Source organism: Paenibacillus sp. MER TA 81-3 (assembly GCF_023713585.1).
GTDB lineage: Bacteria > Bacillota > Bacilli > Paenibacillales > Paenibacillaceae > Paenibacillus_B > Paenibacillus_B profundus.
The window spans coordinates 139,510-156,884 of the sequence record NZ_JAMAWB010000005.1 but is presented as its reverse complement, the minus strand read 5'-3'; the positions used below and the strand labels follow the sequence as shown (position 1 = coordinate 156,884).

Genomic DNA, 17,375 nt, shown 5'->3' with positions numbered 1-17,375 from the left:
TACAGGTCACTGCTGGAGCGATGTCCTTGCATACACTTCCTGTAATCTTTTGCGCGGGAAGCATGTTTACCGTATTAATAAATCCGTCCCGAGGGAGAAGACCCGTTGAATAGCGCTCATCACCATGTTCGGGAACACGCCAAGCGAGATAACGGCCAACACGCATATCACAATGACGAAGCCTTGCGTAAGCGATACACGGACTTGAGCTTCGCTGCCGGCCCGCATATACATTTGGCGAATAAATCCGAAGTAGAAATAGAAGGACACGACGCCCGACACCATCATGAGAATGGCAATCCACACCGCTTGCGAGGCAACTGCGCCCAAAATAATGTACAGCTTTCCGAAGAAGCCAGCTGTAATCGGAATGCCCGCTAACGATAGTACGAACACCGTCATAGCGACCGCGATCCACGGGGAGCGGTAATACAGACCGGCATACCCGCTCATCTCATCATGTCCAGCGGAGCGTTCTATTACCATATGGACAGCAAAAGCCCCCGTCGTCATAAATAAGTAAGCAACCAAGTAATACATAAACTCCGAGAAGTTCGATGTATGCAAATGACTTCCCAGCGGATTCAATGCAATTGGAACGAGCAAAAAGCCAGCATTCGCAATTCCAGACAAAGCAAGCAGCCGCTTCACGTTCGCCTGTCGCAGTGCCATAGTCGTACCAATTATCATCGACAACGCCGCAACGACCAGCAGCATAATCGAGAAATCACGGTAGATGACCATTTCTGGTCCGCCAAGGCCTAGGAACAAGCTGTAAAAAACGCGGAACAGAATGGCCAGACCCGCTCCTTTGGATACGACGGCAAGAAACGCGGTAACCGGCGTCGGAGCTCCCTGATATACGTCTGGAGACCACGCATGAAACGGTGCAGCCGCAATTTTAAAGCCGAAGCCCACAAGCATCAAAATAAAGCTTACATAGATGATTGCCTCGAAGGAAGCGGAGTTCCCCGTCAATCCCTGCGCCATTGCTCCAAGCTGAGTGCTGCCAGTGATGCCGTATAGGAAGGACATTCCATATAAGATAAAGGCCGATGCCACGCTGCCGAGGACAGCGTACTTGAACGCACCTTCCGTCGACTTCCGGTCGCTCTTCTTCATCGCCACCAAAATGTATGATGTGATGCTGAGCAGCTCCAGTCCGACATAGAGCGTAATCAAATCTCCGGAGGAGGCCATTATCATGCCGCCTAGCGCAGCAGGCAGCAACAAGTAATAGTACTCTCCCCGGTGCGGAATTTCTTCATCCCGCACATTGCCGATGCTCATGAGCAGAGTGAATGCAGTTCCGACCAAAAACACAATTTTGAGCAGCAAAGCAAATTCATCAACACGATAGCTGTGATTCAGCAGTTGAACGGCATCTGATGATTGCTGCATACGCTCATAAAGCTTCCATAAGACGAACCCAAGCGAAACGAGCACGCCAAGTAACGACAGTCCCCCGATCAGATCTCGATTTACGCGGCGGGGGAGCACCAGATCGATGAGCGTGATGAGTATGGCTGCAATAACGAGCGTAAGCTCGGGTGCCAGCAATGCAAGATCGCCCACTTGCAGCAGTTGAACAGTTGGCGCATCCATCGGCCTACCCCCTCACCTTGAATAATTCAATGATGTGTTCCACACCAGTCTCAATCGGAGCCGTCACAAAGTACGGGAATAGGCCGATTAAGACAATGCACGCGGTTAATACCATAATCGGCATTGCTTCCACGAGTCTGGCGTCCTTTAAAGCTGTATACCGTTCGTTCAGCGGACCGTACGAGATGGCCAGCACCCCGCGCAGAACATAGACCGCGCTCAAAATAATTCCTAAGGCGCCGAGCACGGCTGCCCACTTCATCGTTCCGAACAATCCAAGCAACGATAGAAGTTCGGCCACGAATCCGGATAGGCCTGGCAAGCCAAGCGATGCGAGCCCCGCAAGCAGCAGGATGCCGCATATAAACGGCATGCTCTTCGCCAAGCCGCCCAATTCATCGATTCGTGTCGTGCCCGTGCGTTCCAAGAGGCTGCCTACTATCAGGAAGAAGAGTGCCGAGATGAATCCATGCGACACCATCTGCACGACAGCTCCTTGCAGACCGATATCGTTCATCCCCGCGATGCCGAGCAGCACGAAGCCCATATGACTGATGCTGGAATAAGCAAGCACAAGCCGGAATTCCTTTTGCACGAAGGCCAGTATCGCGCCATACAGGATGTTAATTACGCCAAGGGCGGCAATGACGGTCGCCCATGACGCCGTCTGCTGCGGCAGAAGCGCCGTACCGAACTGAATGAGACCATAGGCGCCCATTTTCAAGAGCACGCCGGAGTGAAGCATGACGACCGGAGCAGGCGCCTCGGCATGAACACGCAGCATCCACGTATGAAACGGGAAGAGCGGCAGCTTAATTCCGAACGCGATGAGCAGCAGGACGAACACCAATGTGCGCATCCCTTCCGTAAGATAGAACGTGTTACCTTCGACCGCCATGTTCACAAATGCCTCTGGGTTGCCCAAATTCTGCATAATGACGTTCAGGTTGCCACTGTATATATACTGGCTGCCATCGCTCACTGCTGGATTCGGACCGAAGCCAGCGGTTACCGTCAAGATGACAAAAGCGACCAACAGGAGCGCGGAACCGAGACCGTTGTAGACGAGGAAGCGGTTCGCCGCCTTCTCGCGGTGCATGAAGCCCCATATGCCGATAAGGAAATACGTCGGAACGAGCGTCCATTCGAAAAACATAAAGAATAAGAACAAATCCCGCGCCATAAAGACGCCGAGCATCCCAACTTCAAGCAGGAGAAACAGAATGAAATAGGTCTTCCAACGTTTCTTCAGGTAAAGTGAAGCAAAGGCTGCCATAGATGCCACGATGGTAGTCATAACGACGAGCGGCAACGATAAGCCGTCAATCGATAGATGGTACTGTATATCAAATGTCCAGGATTGAATGCCTCTCATTAATTCGATGTTGAGCGGTATTGAAATCCATGATGACTGCTCCGTAAGCGCCTTTCCCTGTTCCAGCATGTCATAACCGCCATAAATAACGAGTGCAAGGAGCAGCGGCAAAATTGTCGTTCCAATGCCCACGATTTGGATGGCTCGCACGCGCCCTTTCGGAACGAGCAATAAAATAAGAACCCCGAGCAGCGGAGAGAAGGTGAGCAGCGTCAATATCGGCCAAGATGAAAGTTCACTCCACATTTACCAGAACCTCCTTCCGAGCGCCAATACAAGCACAACCAAACCTGCAAATCCGAACAACGATACCAAACCATACGTTTGCATCTGACCGTTCTGCAGACGGGTCGAGGTCTTGCCGATGCCAACCATTATTCCAGCCACCAGACGAACAAGGCCGTCGATGACCCACTTGTCGATGGCCTTCAGCACTTGGCCTATACCCTGCAAGGAACGGACAAACACAATTTGATACAGTTCATCGATGTAATATTTATTTGCGAGCAGACGATATACTGGACCAGCTGAGTCTTGGAGTCCATCACGCCGACTGCGGCCAGGGCCATATATCATATACCCTATACCAATTCCAAGCACGCCTACCAGAACGGAGACGACCATAACGATAACGTTGGCATGCTCCCCTGCTTCTTCCCCCGTCAACCAAGTACCGAAGGAACCGGTCCACGGTGTGTACACAAATCCAGAAACCACGGCCAACACGCTTAAAATGATAAGCGGCACCGTCATAGATGAAGGCGACTCGTGCGCCTTGGACGCATCGGATTCATTCGACGGCTGACCGGTAAAGACAAGGAAGAACAGCCGCGCCATATAAAATGCAGTAAAAAATGCGGCGATTGCACCGACGACGAACAACAGCTTATTGTGCTCCCATGCTGCCGATAAGATGGAATCCTTGGACCAGAAGCCGGATAGCGGCGGTATGCCCGATAACGCCAATGCTCCGATGGCAAACGTCCATGTTGTAACTTTCATCCGGCGGCCAAGCCCGCCCATTTGGAATATATCCTGTGTATGTACCGCGTGTATGACACTGCCTGCGCCCAGGAACAGCAGAGCTTTAAAGAAAGCATGCGTGAACAGGTGGAACACCCCGGCGGTTACCGCGCCAAGTCCGAGCGCCAGCATCATGTAGCCAAGCTGGCTGATGGTCGAGTAAGCCAGGATACGCTTCATGTCGCGCTGCGCGATAGCGATCGTGGCCGCAAAGATGGCGGTAAAACCGCCTACACTCGCGACGATCGTCATCGCCGTCGGCGACACGTGGAAGATATCGAAGGTGCGCGCCACGAGATATACGCCGGCGGCAACCATCGTCGCGGCATGAATTAATGCCGATATCGGTGTCGGACCTTCCATCGCATCCGGCAGCCACGCATGCAGCGGGAATTGCCCTGATTTCCCGACTGCGCCTATGAAGATCAGCGAGGCAATCCAGGTGGCGATGCCCGCTGAAATGCCATGCTGCGTAAGCGAGTCGGCACTGGCGAACACGTTGCTGATCATCGAGAAGTCGAGCGCATGGTTCGGCATGTGCCAGAACAGAAGCAGGATCGCAATCAAGAGCCCCACATCACCGATGCGCGTTATGATAAAAGCCTTTTTAGCCGCCGCGCGCGCCGCCGGCCGTTCATACCAGAAGCCGACGAGCAAAAATGAGCATACGCCGACCAGCTCCCAAAATATGTAGAGCTGCAGCATATTCGGCGACAGCACAAGTCCGAGCATCGAGCAAGTAAACAGGGCGATATAGGCGTAGAACACCGTCAGCCGCTCGTCCCCTTGCATATACCCTTTGGAATAAATGTTAACTAACGTGCTCACAAGCGTGACGATAACGAGCATCAACGCATTCAAATTCGTCACGTCAAATCCGAATTCCAGACGAATAGCCCCAAAGCCCAACCATTCAAAGCTTCGGGTATAGTCATCCGGTGATCCCTGTACCCGTTCCCACAAAACAAGGACGGAAAGTGCAAACGCGGCGAACGAGCTGAAGACGCCGATCGCGACGGCCACGCCTTTCATCTGGCGGCCGAATGCCGTCAGCACGAGGAACGCGAGCAGCGGAATGACCGGAATGGCCCAAGCGTACTGCGAAAAGACGGATTCCATTGTCGTATCCTCCCTACCGATTATCTCTTCAAGTCGTCAAATTCGTCCACGTTGGCCGTCCCGCGGTTCCGGTACAACGCGATCAGAATGGCAATGCCGATAGCCGCTTCCGCGGCCGCGATAGCAATCGTAAAGAGCGAGAAGATTTGCCCCTTTAAGCTTGGCACTACACCGTATTTAGAAAATGCGATTAAATTCAAATTGGCTGCATTCAGCATCAGCTCGATCGATAGGAGCACGATAACGGCGTTGCGTTTCGTCAATACTCCGAACAGGCCGATACAGAATAAGATAGCGGCGAGGGTCAAGTAAGAAGCCAACATCGTGCTCATCTTAGTCCGCCTCCTTTTTCGCGATGACGATAGCCCCAATGAAGGACACCGTAAGCAGAACGGACAGCAGCTCGAACGGGATGACATGTTCCGTAAAAATTTGCTTCCCAAGATTCAGTGTATTGTCCTCTGCCAACGACACCTTGTCGTGCACAGGAAATTCGGCGCTTCGTATGGAAAAAAAGAGAACTCCGAACAGGGCCAGACAGCCAATTGAAGCCAACCCTTCCTTCCACGGACGCACGAACTGTTCATCCTGCTTGTCGTGCCGGGTCATCATGATGCCGAATATCATTAAGATGGTGATCGCCCCCGTGTACACAAGCACTTGCACGAAAGCAACGAACTCCGCGTCGAGCAGCACATACATGCCGGCGAGCCCCAGAAAAGCGAACGCCAGCGAAACGACCATATGCACCACTTTCGTAAAGTTCAGCATCAAGACAGCACCAGAGATTATGCAAATGGACAGCACGAAGAAGGCAACCGTTTCCCCCGTCCATTCAATGGAGAAGTTAAACATTTTTCTTCGCGCCCCCTTTTGGCATGGCGGAATTGTTTTCTTGCCGGATCAGTTCGTTGTTGTCGTTCAGCCAATCCATATTTTTGAACAGATCATCCCGGCTGTAGGTCGAAAGTTCGAAATTGTTCGTCATGACAATCGCTTCGGTCGGACATACTTCCGTGCACAGATCGCACAGAATGCAAATCTCAAAGTTGATATCGTACGTATCGATCACTTTTCCTTTTTTCTCCGGGTCCGGATTCGGCTTGCCCGTCAGCGTAATGCAATCAGTAGGACAGATTTTCGCACAAAGGTTGCACACGATGCACTTGTCCGGGTCAAAATGTTGAATCCCGCGAAACCGGTCGGGCATTTGCAGAGGCACATCCGGGTACTTATAGGTGACTTTTTTTGATGTCATCGCCTTCCAGGTGACGCCAAGACCTTTTATCAATCCCTTCACGGATTTCACCCCTAGCCTTTTTGAGGTTGTTCAAAAAATCCCCTTTTGATCACGATTCGGCATCGAATCTCGCATTCACTCTCGCTGCTGAAAATGAGATCTTTTGAACATGAACTATTTGTTGAAAATTTCGATGTATACCGCCGTCAAAAATACGTTGATTAGGGCAAGCGGCAGCAGCACCTTCCACCCGAAGCTCATCAATTGATCCACGCGAATACGCGGCATCGTCGCACGCAGCCAAAAAAGGAAGAAGACGCAGAACGAGAATTTTAGCACGAACCACAGCAGCCCCGGGATGAAATCGAGAAACGGAAGCGGTGGATGCCAGCCGCCAAGGAACAATACGGTCGTAAGTGCCGACAGCGCGAACACATACACGTATTCCGACAACATGAAAAAGGCGAAGCGGAAGCCGCTGTACTCGACGTGATAGCCTGCTACGAGCTCTGACTCCGCTTCCGGCAAGTCGAACGGGGTGCGGTTCAGTTCGGACACCCCGGCAATAATAAAGACGACGAAGCCGATAATTTGCGGGAGAAAGTTCCACTCCCAGAAGTAGTTTCCTTGCCCTTCTACAATAGTACGCAAGCTGAGCGATCCGTTCAACATAATTACGCCGACGACGGAAATGACAAGCGGAATTTCATAGCTTACCATCTGCGCTGCAGAGCGCATTCCTCCCAAAAGAGAATATTTGTTGTTCGAAGCCCAACCACCTAAAATGATACCAATAGTTGAAATGCTGGACAATGCCGCATAGTATAACAGTCCTACATTTAAATCGGCAAACCCCAGGTTTGCACTATATGGGAGCGTCGCTAACACGGCAAACGCCGGAACGTAAGTGATGACTGGAGCTAAGATGAACAGCGCTCTGTCTGCTTTGCGAGGAATAGTATCTTCTTTAAGCAAAAGCTTAAAAATATCGGCAACCGTCTGCAGCAGTCCGAACGGTCCGACGCGTGTAGGTCCGTGACGAAGCTGCATCCAGCCGATAACTTTGCGTTCGAAGTAAATTGCATAGGTGACGAAGCCAAGAACGACGAAGAGAAACACGACTCCCCATCCGAGAAAAATAAATCCGTTCTGCCACGTAAGTGTCTGCTTCAGTAGTTCGTCCATTAGCAATCCACCTCCCCAACGACGATATCGACCCCGCCCAATATGGTAATGAGGTTCGTCATCGTCTCACCAACGAGCAGCTTCGGCAGGATCTGCAAATTGACAAAAGATGGACGGCGGAACTTCAAGCGGTACGGCTCCGCTTTCCCTTTAGAAATAATATAGCATCCAATCTCACCGCGCGGAGATTCAATCCGTGCGTACATTTCTCCGGCCGGCGGCCGAATGACACGCGGCACTTTGCCCATCGTCTCTCCTTCGCTCGGGAACTGCTCCACTGCTTGCTCCAAAATACGCAGGCTCTGCCGTAACTCCTCCATACGAATTAGATAACGATCATAGCAATCTCCGTTCACGCCGAGCGGCACATCGAATTCAAACCGGTCATACAAGCTGTATGGCTCATCCTTGCGCAAGTCCCAGTTCACGCCCGTACAGCGCAGGTTGGCCCCACTAAGGCCATATGCGATGGCTGTCTCGGCATCATAAGCGCCTACCCCTTTGATGCGGGCGAGAAAAATCTCATTGCCGCTAACTAGCTTGTCGTACTCGTTCAACCGCTTCTTCATATACGGGAGGAATTCACGCACCTTGTCAATCCATCCCGGAGGGGCATCCCATTTGACGCCGCCAACCCGCATGTAATTGTAGGTGAGACGCGCTCCGCACAACTCGTTAAATAAATCGATAATAATTTCCCGGTCACGGAATGCGTACAGGAACGGACTCATCGCCCCTATATCAAGCAAATATGTCCCCCACCATACTAAATGGCTTGCAACACGCTGCAGTTCCATCACGATAAGACGCAGAAATTCAGCTCGTTCCGGAATTTCAATGCTCATCATTTTCTCAACTGCATGCACGAGCACGTAGTTGTTAGTCATGGCGGACACATAATCCATCCGGTCCGTATAAGGAATAATTTGCGTATAACTCAGACTCTCGGCCAGCTTCTCCGTTCCCCGGTGCAAGTAACCCATTACCGGAGTGGCTTCAGTGATAACCTCACCGTCCAGCTTGACGACGATACGGAATACTCCATGCGTGCTAGGGTGCTGCGGTCCGACGTTCAAAAGCAATTCTTCTGTGCGAATCACGGGTGGTTACACCTCCGAATCCAACGACTCGTAATCTTTGCGCAGCGGGTGTCCTACCCAATCATCCGGCATCATGATGCGGCGCAAATCGGGATGTCCCGTAAACTGAATGCCGAGCAAATCATAAGCTTCACGCTCGTTCCAATCCGCCGTCGGCCAGATTGGCGTGACCGAGGCGACCGTCGGCGCTTCACGATCAACCTTGACGTGAACCGCGACTTCTGCCTTCGTCGATAAATTAATCATATGGTAAACAACCTCGAGATGCGTTTCCTGATCCACGCCGGACAGGTTGCGTAAATACTCGCATGACCATTCCAAATGACCGCGCAGCTGATGCGCGCAGGATAGCCAATGCTCATTTTTAATCGTCACAGTGGGCAAATGATCGTTCTCATAGTTGATGACAGCATCCTCCACCGCATCCTCAGCCACGTCCGCCTTCAGCATGGCGACCAGCCGGTCAAGAAGGGGCTGCTTCGGCGACGGTTCCTTCGGCTTCGGCGGCTCTTCATTCGCCTTGGCGCGCGGTGCGCGTGCCGGCCGCTCCGGCTTCTCCTCGCCTGCCGCGGTGCCCTCTGCCTTATCGCGGGCACGCGCAGGCTTGTCGGCGGGTGCTTCTGCGCTTCCCTCGACTCTTTCGGCAGCGGCTTTCGCACGAGCAGCGCGCGCTTCGGCTGCTGCTTGCACGCGAGCCGCCTTCTCCTCTTCAGTGAGCGGCGCCCGCTTCGGCTTGTCTGCCCCCGTGGACGCAGGTGCATCCGCCGTTGGGGAGGTTCCCGCCTCGGCTGCTGCAGCCGTATCTGTCGGCACCTCAGTATCCGGCTTTACCGATTCTTCTGATTGTGGTTCTGACACGTCGTTCGTTCTCTCTAGTTTCGTTTCCTTATCCTTTTGTTCTTCACTCATGAGTTGGTCACCCGCTTCCCGGTCTTCGCCTCATAGCGGATCTTCTCTTGCAGCTTGTTAATGCCATAAATCAGCGCGGCGGGATTCGGCGGACAGCCCGGAATATAAATATCGACGGGCACAATCTGGTCTACACCCTTAATGACCGCATAGGATTTGACGTAAGGTCCGCCCGCAGTGGCGCAAGAGCCCATGGCAATAACCCACTTCGGTTCTGGCATCTGATCATACAGTCGCCTTAAGAGCGGCCCCATCTTCTTCGTGACGGTTCCCGCCACAATCATACAGTCCGACTGACGGGGGGACGTCCGGAAAATAACGCCGAAGCGGTCCAGATCGTAATGGGATGCTCCGGTCCCCATCATTTCGATGGCGCAGCATGCAAGCCCGAACGTCAAAGGCCATAGTGAATTGCTGCGCGCCCATGCCTTCAACTGCTCCAACGTGCCAAAAAACACGTTGCGGTCTAACTCTTGCCGTTCCTCCGGCGTGATTGACTCTAATGAGAGTTCCATTGAAGCACCTTCTTTTTCCAGGCATAAATTAATCCGACTAACAGCAATCCAACGAAAATCAACATCTCGACGAGCGCAAACAATCCCAATTGATTATACGCGACCGCCCACGGGTACAAGAAAACGGTTTCCACATCGAAAATGACAAACATAAGCGCAAACAAGTAGTACCGGATGTTAAACCGGACTTGTCCGACACCGACCGGATCGTTACCGCTTTCATAAGTCGTCTGCTTCATTTCTGTAGGCTTCTTCGGTCGCAATAATCGGCCAGCCGTCAGTGCGGCAACCGGCAGGAAAATACCCAGCCCGACAAAAATGGCCACAATGACGTAATTATTGATGTACTCCAAAGACATCCCCTCCGTCGCAGCAGCTAACATTTTGCAAGAAAACTGTGCAATTTGTAATAAACCCGCCACAATTATAACAAAACCTACCAACCCCGTCTATGCAATTCCTGCCACCTTTTACCTCTTTTTTCGGGAATGACATGGTTTATTCAATATATAACTATTCACATGCATCAGCGACTAGAAGTGCATGTGCAAAAAGTACACTTTTCAGCACCGAGAGGGTTGCAAGAAGCTGAAGAAGGAGGAGCCGAGCATTGGCGAGACTACATGAGCACTGGACTTGAAGGGGAATGCAAGATTCGATGTCGAAATGCCATCAGATAATCATCGTGATCAAAAGGGGTATTTTTACACAACCTGTAGAAAATGCTCCAATTGAACGTTTTGTGACAACACAAAGCCATTTCACAAAAAAAAAGGAGCTGCGGACGTACCACAGCTCACGGAGGATGAGGAAACTACCTACAATTAACGAACCTACTGCAAAACAAAATAACCAAGAAGAAGGGATTTCGACACTGTTGTTTAATATGACCATCATCCATTTGAGAATGATTATCAATATTAACTGTCTTCATTATAAAAGCTTCTCCCATCACCGTCAAGCAATATTTTTCAATATTTTGACACGCTCCCGATTGGCTTCCTGCGCATCAAGTTCGATTGAATCCATCGGACATAGCAGTTATAGTTGATACTTTATCCAATTGTCGGAAATGTGAAAAATGATTTTGAACTTACCTGTCTCTTCGGTTTACAATACTTAATAGTGCGTGTTCAAAAAGTTCACAGAAGGGGACCTTTTGAACAACCTCTTATACATTGGACTAACAACAAGGGGTTGAATGAAATGACACAACCGATGATTTGGATCGTCGGCGCAGGATGCGGTATCGGACTCGGCATTGCAAAGTCGTTCGGACAACGGGGATACCGTCCCATGCTTATTACACGCGAGGCACAGACGCTTTCGCAAATGCAGGATATTTTACACGACATGAATATAGAAGCCGCCGGTGCGGTTGCCCATACGGGAGACGAGCAGGCGCTACGGGATACGTTAGCACACTTGGACACAGAATGGGGCACACCTGATGTGCTCGTGTACAACGCTTCTGCTCACACACCCGGGCTTCCTTCCGAAGTGGTGCCCGGACAAGTGACCGAGGACTTTAAAGTGAACGTGATTGGGGCGTTAACGGCCGCTCAATGCGTACTGCCCGGTATGAGAGCACGTGGCACGGGCTCCCTGCTGCTTACGGGTGGCGGACAGGCTATGCATCCGACGGCGGCATTGGCATCGCTCGGCATCGGCAAATCCGCGCTGCGCAGTCTGGCGCTCAGTCTGCACGAGGAGTTCAAAGGATACGGACTGTATGCCGGCACATTAACGGTATGCGGGTTCGTTCAGCATAATACACCGTTTGATCCGCAAACGATCGGGGATGCGTTCTATCAAATGCATAAGAAAAAGGTCGAAGCTGAGGTTGTGCTTAAACCTTGATATTATTAATTTTTGAAGTCGTTAACTTTTAAATCCATTAATTCTTAAGGCCATCAATTTTTAATTCCCTTAATACAACATATGGAGACCGTTTAGAACCGGAGAGGCACGCGTACGCTTGTCTCCCCGGTTTTTTCTATATGCCGTTTAGCCGCCCAATCCGTACAGTTTATTGTATATTCTCCAATGGGGCTTACTCCGACTGCTAAAAACAATTTAGTTCAACTTATATATTGCTAGGTTTGCTCCCCCGCCGTAAGCATCTCTTCTGTCCGATCGCATAAGTTTTTCGTTTCTACTTCACACTAAATGCAATAGATACGCTGAATGGATGTATTTATGACAAAGGAGTGGCGTAATTGGATGCACATAACACGAACGGAAGAAGGAAGCTCAATCGGTGGGTAATCTGGGTTACCTGTCTCCTCCTCACTTTCGTCTCCGCACTTAATGGGTGCTCGACGTCTTCCCCGCAGCCGAAGCCGCATTCCGAATCAATCACCGGCGAGGAACAAGTCCCCCGGCGATTTCATGTCAACGAAGCTGCTGATGCTTCTGTACCTGATCTGCTGCAGTCGCTTCGCGCCGCGGCCTGGCCGCAGCTGAACAACGTCTGGCCGCATGTTCCATGGTCTGATGTGGTACTCCTCTACGCGGATGGCGATCAGGTCTACGCCATCGAAGCGAAAAGCGTCCGGCTGCTGGCGGGGAGCGATCGTCAAGCCGCTCTGCCATTGCCCGACTACGGGCAAGTGAGCGTGCGGACATGGCAAGGCAGCCATGCCGTAATCGTACGGAAGGTGGATAGCCGCCTGCAAGGACCCATCACGGAACCGGAAGCGGAACGAGCCTTCCGGCTTGCTACAGAGCAGCTGGTGATTACGTTGGGCTTCCCTCGCGAAGGCAAACGACGCGCAACACGATACCCGCTGAGTGAAAAACCGCGCGAATACCGGTTGGCACTTATCGATCGGTTGACCAGCGCCGTATTGGATGAGACTTACCGTAAGAATCGTCTGCAGGAAGCAAAATATTGGTGGGATACGTATCATCAATACGCCGCTGACGATTCACGTGCACGCATAAACGAAGAGATCCGCGAAGGAACGGCAGGGTACGTCAGTCACTATGCTCTGTACGCAGCTGCTCATCCTGATGCCAGTGATGTGGCGTCATGGAGACGTTCACTGCGTGCGGAAGCTGCGCAATGGAAGCCGTCCGCGTTAACCTTCCTTGAGGAAGAAAGCCGTGCTGTCACACTGTGGGCAGCGTTGTTGGCGGATGAGGCCGGAATCGATTGGCGGGAAGCCGCCTATAATGGCACCGAGCCCGTAAGAACGCTCTTGTCGTCCCAGTCCGCTGAATGGCAGTCGTTGCCGGCAGAGATCGCAGTCGAGGCCAAGGAGCTGACGAATAGACTGAACCAAATGGTGTCGGAACGCATGAGCCTGTTCATCAGCGGCTACGAAGATACGAAGAAGCCACTGCTCGTGCTTCCTGCTGGCGGAACCCGCAATGGTGCGCATTGGGAAGGATTTTACCAGAGCAGCGATATCCCGGGTACGATTCTTCATGCAGTTACCGGAAGCGTGGACGTGCTGACAGGATCAGCTCAGCTGCGCAATAAGACTGTCGCTGTTCAGCCGAATCGCTTCAAGGCACAGCTCAAGGATGAAGAAGCGGTGCTGGTCATTCCGTTGTGGGAAAATGATTACACGTGGAAAGATCAGTCTATTCAACTCACCGAGCCGCTCTTGCAGGGCAAGTTCAACGCTGTATCTCAATTCGATATGTACGGGCGACGCTACTTCATCGCAGATGTAGCGAACCCTGCACTGCCAGGGGGAGGAATCGGACCGTACACTCCTCCGATTGCCGCCAATGAACCGCTAAGGGACATTCGCGGACACTGGGCAGAGAGCACGATCGCACAGCTCATCGCCGACCACACGATGAGCGGCTATGAGGATGGAACGTTCCGGCCGAATCGCCGGGTGACACGAGCCGAATTCGCGCAAATGATCGTTGGCGCATACAAGCTGAAGCCGCGTGCCGGTCGCGTCTACTCAGATACAGCCAAGCATTGGGCCAAGGACGCTATCGCGACGGCACAATCGTACGGTATCGTACAAGGCTATGATGAGAATACGTACGGATCGAATGATTGGATTACACGCGAACAGATGGCGGTTATGCTAGTCCAAGCTTCGCATTTGCCCAAGCGATCATTGGCTGAAGCGTACAAACGGTATACAGATACGTATTTGCTGTCCGGATGGGCTGAACAAGATGTATACACTGCCATTTCCTACGGCGTGCTCAGCGGCTATGAAGACCGAAAGCTAAAGCCTCTCCACCGGGCAACGCGTGCAGAAGCAGCCGTCATGCTGCACAATGCGCTCCAACTCAAGACAAGATAAACGGGTAACCATACGGACAAGAACCGGGTGGGCTCCGTACACGACATGACTCACCCGGTTTTTTGTGCTACGTGTTAATCCATGTTCAGAATGATTCCAAGCTTAACGAAAAAGGGACTGTACCCGCAGCAGAGCTTCTGCTTGCGGGGACAATCCCTTACTAATGCCAAAGGCATTTTACCATTGTCTTTGCGATACTTTAATCCGCGTCACGGCACGATGGAGCGATAATTCCGCACGACGGAAATCGACGGAATCTTGCTTGCTCCGTTGAGCTATCGCCAGGCGCTGCTCCGCCCGGGCTTTCGCTGCTTTCGCGCGTTCAACGTCGATATCATCCGGTAATTCAGCGCTTTCCGCAAGCACGACGACTTTGTCTTTGCGCACTTCGACAAATCCACCGTGAACCGCAATCCAATGCTCTCTGCCGCCTTCTTTGATCTTCATCGGACCAATTTGAAGCGGAGTGACCAAAGGAATATGGTTCGCCAAAATACCTAGCTCACCTTCGACGCCCTTGACGCTAATCATGTCCACCTGCTGTTCGAACACTTTGCGCTCCGGTGTAACAATTTCCAACAAATAGGTGCTCAACTGCGGTTTCCTCCTTCCGTTCTGCCTGCCGCATTGGCTTAGGCAGCCCGTTTCACGTCAAGCCGCTTACAGCGTCTTTGCTTTCTCCACAGCTTCTTCGATTGTGCCGACAAACAAGAAAGCTGCTTCCGGAAGGTCATCATACTTGCCATCCAGAATTTCTTTGAAGCTGCGCACCGTTTCTTTAACCGGTACGTACTTCCCTTTAATGTTCGTGAACGCCTCTGCCACGTGGAACGGTTGGGACAAGAAACGTTGGATTTTACGGGCACGTGCAACTGTCAGCTTGTCTTCCTCTGACAATTCATCCATACCGAGAATGGCGATAATGTCCTGCAGCTCTTTATAGCGCTGCAAAATCTTCTTCACGCCTTGAGCAACATCGTAGTGTTCTTCGCCCACGACTTCTGGAGTCAAAATACGGGAAGAAGAAGACAACGGATCAACAGCCGGGAAGATACCCATCTCGGAAATTTTCCGATCCAAGTTCGTCGTCGCGTCCAAGTGAGCAAACGTTGTTGCAGGAGCCGGGTCAGTATAGTCATCCGCAGGAACGTAGATCGCTTGAATGGAAGTAACGGAACCTTTCTTCGTCGATGTAATCCGCTCTTGTAATTGACCCATTTCCGTAGCCAGCGTAGGCTGATAACCTACCGCGGAAGGCATGCGGCCGAGAAGCGCGGATACTTCGGAACCCGCTTGCGTGAAGCGGAAAATGTTGTCGATAAAGAGAAGCACGTCCTTGCCTTCTTCATCACGGAAATATTCCGCCATTGTCAAACCAGTCAGGGCCACGCGCAGACGCGCTCCAGGCGGTTCGTTCATCTGACCGAACACCATCGCCGTCTTGTTGATAACGCCGGACTCTCTCATCTCATAATACAAGTCGTTACCTTCACGTGTACGCTCGCCTACACCAGCGAATACGGAGATACCGCCATGCTCTTGTGCGATGTTGTTGATAAGCTCTTGAATCGTTACCGTCTTCCCTACGCCCGCACCGCCGAAGAGGCCGATTTTACCGCCCTTCGCATACGGAGCAAGCAAGTCGATAACTTTGATGCCTGTCTCCAAAATTTCCGCCTGCGTGGACAATTCATCGAAGCCAGGAGCCGGTTTATGAATCGGACTGACCATCTCACGGCTAACATCGCCTGCATTGTCAATCGTATTGCCGAGTACGTTAAATACGCGCCCCAGTGTAACAGAGCCCACAGGAACGGTAATTGGCGAACCCATATCTGTTGCTTCCATGCCACGCACCAGACCGTCTGTCGAAGACATCGCAACGCAGCGAACTACGTTGTCACCCAAGTGAACCGATGTTTCCAACGTCAAGTTGATGTCAGGTGCGCCAGGAGTCGTCGATTTCTGTTCAATCTTGATCGCGTTCAAAATCTCAGGCAGTTGTCCACGTTCGAACTCAACGTCGATAACCGGACCCGTAACGCTAATAACGCGTCCTTTATTCATCTCGTTCCCTCCTACTGAAAAGCTTGCGCTATCCCGTTATGCTTGAGCGTTCGCTCCAGCTACAATCTCCGAAATCTCTTGCGTAATCGCCGCTTGGCGCGCACGGTTGTATGTCAATGTCAGCGAATTAATCATCTTCGTCGCATTTTTCGTCGCACTGCCCATTGCCGTCATTTGCGCACCGAATTCACTTGCTTTCGCATCCAGCAGTGCGCTGTAAATGATCGTTTCCGCATATTTCGGCAATAGCTGCTCCAACACGCTCTCCGGAGATGGTTCATACTCGTAAGAAGCTGTTCCTCCGCTGAATGTGTTATCATCTAGCGGCAAAAGGCGCTTCTCGACCGGCGTTTGTGTGATCGCGTTAATGAATTGATTGTAGAACAAGTTCAATTCATCGTACTGCTCTTCCTCAAAAAACTTAACCGCCTTGTATGCAATCGACTTGATGTCGGCAAACGTTGGCGAGTCCGGCAATTCCGTCACGTCTTCCACAATCGGCATCCCTCTGCGGCGGAAATAATCCCGCCCTTTGCGTCCGATGACAAATAGCGCAAACTCATCATTGGACTGATGGCGTTCCTTGATCGTTTGTGACACTTTGCGGAGTACGTTGGCATTGTAACCGCCCTTTAATCCCCGGTCTGAAGTGATGACAAGGTATCCCGTCTTCTTGACCGGACGCTTCTCGAGCATCGGATGCTGAATGCCTTGGGTGCCTGCCGCAATGCTGGACACTACTTCTTTAAGCTTTTCCGCATAAGGACGAGCCGCTTGCGCTTTCTCCTGTGCGCGGCGCAGCTTCGCTGCAGCAACCATCTCCATCGCCTTCGTGATTTGCTTCGTGCTCTGTACACTCTTAATCTGGCGTTTAATATCAAGCATTCCTATAGCCACTTACGTTTCACCTGCCTTTGGCACTTTGCGCGGGGCAAAGCGGACTTCTTCAGCATGCCT

At 51.8% G+C, this 17,375-nt stretch carries 16 protein-coding genes; 2 read left to right on the top strand and 14 right to left on the bottom strand.

Features of this window, described 5'->3' with window-relative positions; translation table 11 throughout:
* Positions 1-66: 66 nt before the first annotated feature.
* From M3650_RS08730 to M3650_RS08680, 11 genes are all read right to left on the bottom strand, one after another.
* On the bottom strand, positions 67-1,605 hold the full coding sequence (locus M3650_RS08730; protein ID WP_251573823.1) for an NADH-quinone oxidoreductase subunit N: 1,539 nt from the start codon (positions 1,603-1,605) through the stop codon (positions 67-69).
* A gap of 4 nt (positions 1,606-1,609) precedes the next feature.
* Complete coding sequence (locus tag M3650_RS08725; protein ID WP_251573820.1) at positions 1,610-3,226, bottom strand: complex I subunit 4 family protein; 1,617 nt, start codon at positions 3,224-3,226, stop codon at positions 1,610-1,612.
* A complete protein-coding gene (gene nuoL / locus M3650_RS08720; protein ID WP_251573817.1) occupies positions 3,227-5,122 on the bottom strand; it encodes an NADH-quinone oxidoreductase subunit L in 1,896 nt (631 codons plus the stop codon).
* Positions 5,123-5,142: 20 nt separating this feature from the next.
* Positions 5,143-5,454: an NADH-quinone oxidoreductase subunit NuoK gene (gene nuoK, locus M3650_RS08715; RefSeq protein ID WP_019424674.1), complete on the bottom strand. Its 312-nt coding sequence runs from the start codon at positions 5,452-5,454 to the stop codon at positions 5,143-5,145.
* Between the two features lies 1 nt (position 5,455).
* The gene (locus tag M3650_RS08710; RefSeq protein WP_251573815.1) at positions 5,456-5,977 is read right to left on the bottom strand and encodes an NADH-quinone oxidoreductase subunit J; all 522 of its coding nucleotides are present in this window, start codon (positions 5,975-5,977) and stop codon (positions 5,456-5,458) included.
* Positions 5,970-6,422 (bottom strand): NADH-quinone oxidoreductase subunit NuoI, encoded by a 453-nt coding sequence (gene nuoI / locus M3650_RS08705; protein WP_019424672.1) that lies wholly within the window; start codon positions 6,420-6,422, stop codon positions 5,970-5,972. Before nuoI ends, M3650_RS08710 begins: the two co-directional genes overlap by 8 nt.
* Before the next feature lie 114 nt (positions 6,423-6,536).
* A complete protein-coding gene (gene nuoH, locus M3650_RS08700) occupies positions 6,537-7,547 on the bottom strand; it encodes an NADH-quinone oxidoreductase subunit NuoH (protein WP_019424671.1) in 1,011 nt (336 codons plus the stop codon).
* Entirely contained in the window at positions 7,547-8,647 is a 1,101-nt protein-coding gene (locus M3650_RS08695) for an NADH-quinone oxidoreductase subunit D (protein ID WP_251573807.1), read from the bottom strand. Before M3650_RS08695 ends, nuoH begins: the two co-directional genes overlap by 1 nt.
* 6 nt (positions 8,648-8,653) lie before the next feature.
* The gene (locus M3650_RS08690; protein WP_251573805.1) at positions 8,654-9,556 is read right to left on the bottom strand and encodes an NADH-quinone oxidoreductase subunit C; all 903 of its coding nucleotides are present in this window, start codon (positions 9,554-9,556) and stop codon (positions 8,654-8,656) included.
* Positions 9,553-10,071: a NuoB/complex I 20 kDa subunit family protein gene (locus tag M3650_RS08685; protein WP_019424668.1), complete on the bottom strand. Its 519-nt coding sequence runs from the start codon at positions 10,069-10,071 to the stop codon at positions 9,553-9,555. The genes M3650_RS08690 and M3650_RS08685 overlap by 4 nt, the downstream gene beginning before the upstream one ends.
* Positions 10,056-10,430 (bottom strand): NADH-quinone oxidoreductase subunit A, encoded by a 375-nt coding sequence (locus tag M3650_RS08680; RefSeq protein ID WP_036705696.1) that lies wholly within the window; start codon positions 10,428-10,430, stop codon positions 10,056-10,058. Before M3650_RS08680 ends, M3650_RS08685 begins: the two co-directional genes overlap by 16 nt.
* Positions 10,431-11,277: 847 nt before the next feature.
* On the opposite strand from M3650_RS08680, the gene M3650_RS08675 reads away from it, so the two are divergent.
* A complete protein-coding gene (locus M3650_RS08675; protein WP_251573803.1) occupies positions 11,278-11,931 on the top strand; it encodes an SDR family NAD(P)-dependent oxidoreductase in 654 nt (217 codons plus the stop codon).
* A 359-nt stretch (positions 11,932-12,290) separates the two neighbouring features.
* On the top strand, positions 12,291-14,351 hold the full coding sequence (locus M3650_RS08670) for an S-layer homology domain-containing protein (protein WP_251573800.1): 2,061 nt from the start codon (positions 12,291-12,293) through the stop codon (positions 14,349-14,351).
* 177 nt (positions 14,352-14,528) lie between these two features.
* Here M3650_RS08670 and M3650_RS08665 read toward each other — a convergent pair whose 3' ends face one another.
* The 3 genes from M3650_RS08665 to atpG all read right to left on the bottom strand — a co-directional run bounded on the left by M3650_RS08665 (position 14,529) and on the right by atpG (position 17,315).
* Entirely contained in the window at positions 14,529-14,945 is a 417-nt protein-coding gene (locus M3650_RS08665) for a F0F1 ATP synthase subunit epsilon (protein WP_019424663.1), read from the bottom strand.
* A 66-nt stretch (positions 14,946-15,011) separates the two neighbouring features.
* Entirely contained in the window at positions 15,012-16,418 is a 1,407-nt protein-coding gene (gene atpD, locus M3650_RS08660; RefSeq protein WP_019424662.1) for a F0F1 ATP synthase subunit beta, read from the bottom strand.
* Between the two features lie 36 nt (positions 16,419-16,454).
* Positions 16,455-17,315, bottom strand: a complete 861-nt coding sequence (atpG, locus tag M3650_RS08655) for an ATP synthase F1 subunit gamma (protein ID WP_026011382.1) — start codon at positions 17,313-17,315, stop codon at positions 16,455-16,457.
* Between the last annotated feature and the right edge of the window lie 60 nt (positions 17,316-17,375).

Coding starts and splice junctions, on each gene's coding strand:
- M3650_RS08730 (WP_251573823.1), bottom strand. CDS start 1,605: ATGGATGCGCCAACTGTTCAACTGCTGCAAGTGGGCGATCTTGCATTG.
- M3650_RS08725 (WP_251573820.1), bottom strand. CDS start 3,226: ATGTGGAGTGAACTTTCATCTTGGCCGATATTGACGCTGCTCACCTTC.
- nuoL (WP_251573817.1), bottom strand. CDS start 5,122: ATGGAATCCGTCTTTTCGCAGTACGCTTGGGCCATTCCGGTCATTCCG.
- nuoK (WP_019424674.1), bottom strand. CDS start 5,454: ATGAGCACGATGTTGGCTTCTTACTTGACCCTCGCCGCTATCTTATTC.
- M3650_RS08710 (WP_251573815.1), bottom strand. CDS start 5,977: ATGTTTAACTTCTCCATTGAATGGACGGGGGAAACGGTTGCCTTCTTC.
- nuoH (WP_019424671.1), bottom strand. CDS start 7,547: ATGGACGAACTACTGAAGCAGACACTTACGTGGCAGAACGGATTTATT.
- M3650_RS08690 (WP_251573805.1), bottom strand. CDS start 9,556: ATGAGTGAAGAACAAAAGGATAAGGAAACGAAACTAGAGAGAACGAAC.
- M3650_RS08685 (WP_019424668.1), bottom strand. CDS start 10,071: ATGGAACTCTCATTAGAGTCAATCACGCCGGAGGAACGGCAAGAGTTA.
- M3650_RS08680 (WP_036705696.1), bottom strand. CDS start 10,430: ATGTCTTTGGAGTACATCAATAATTACGTCATTGTGGCCATTTTTGTC.
- M3650_RS08675 (WP_251573803.1), top strand. CDS start 11,278: ATGACACAACCGATGATTTGGATCGTCGGCGCAGGATGCGGTATCGGA.
- atpD (WP_019424662.1), bottom strand. CDS start 16,418: ATGAATAAAGGACGCGTTATTAGCGTTACGGGTCCGGTTATCGACGTT.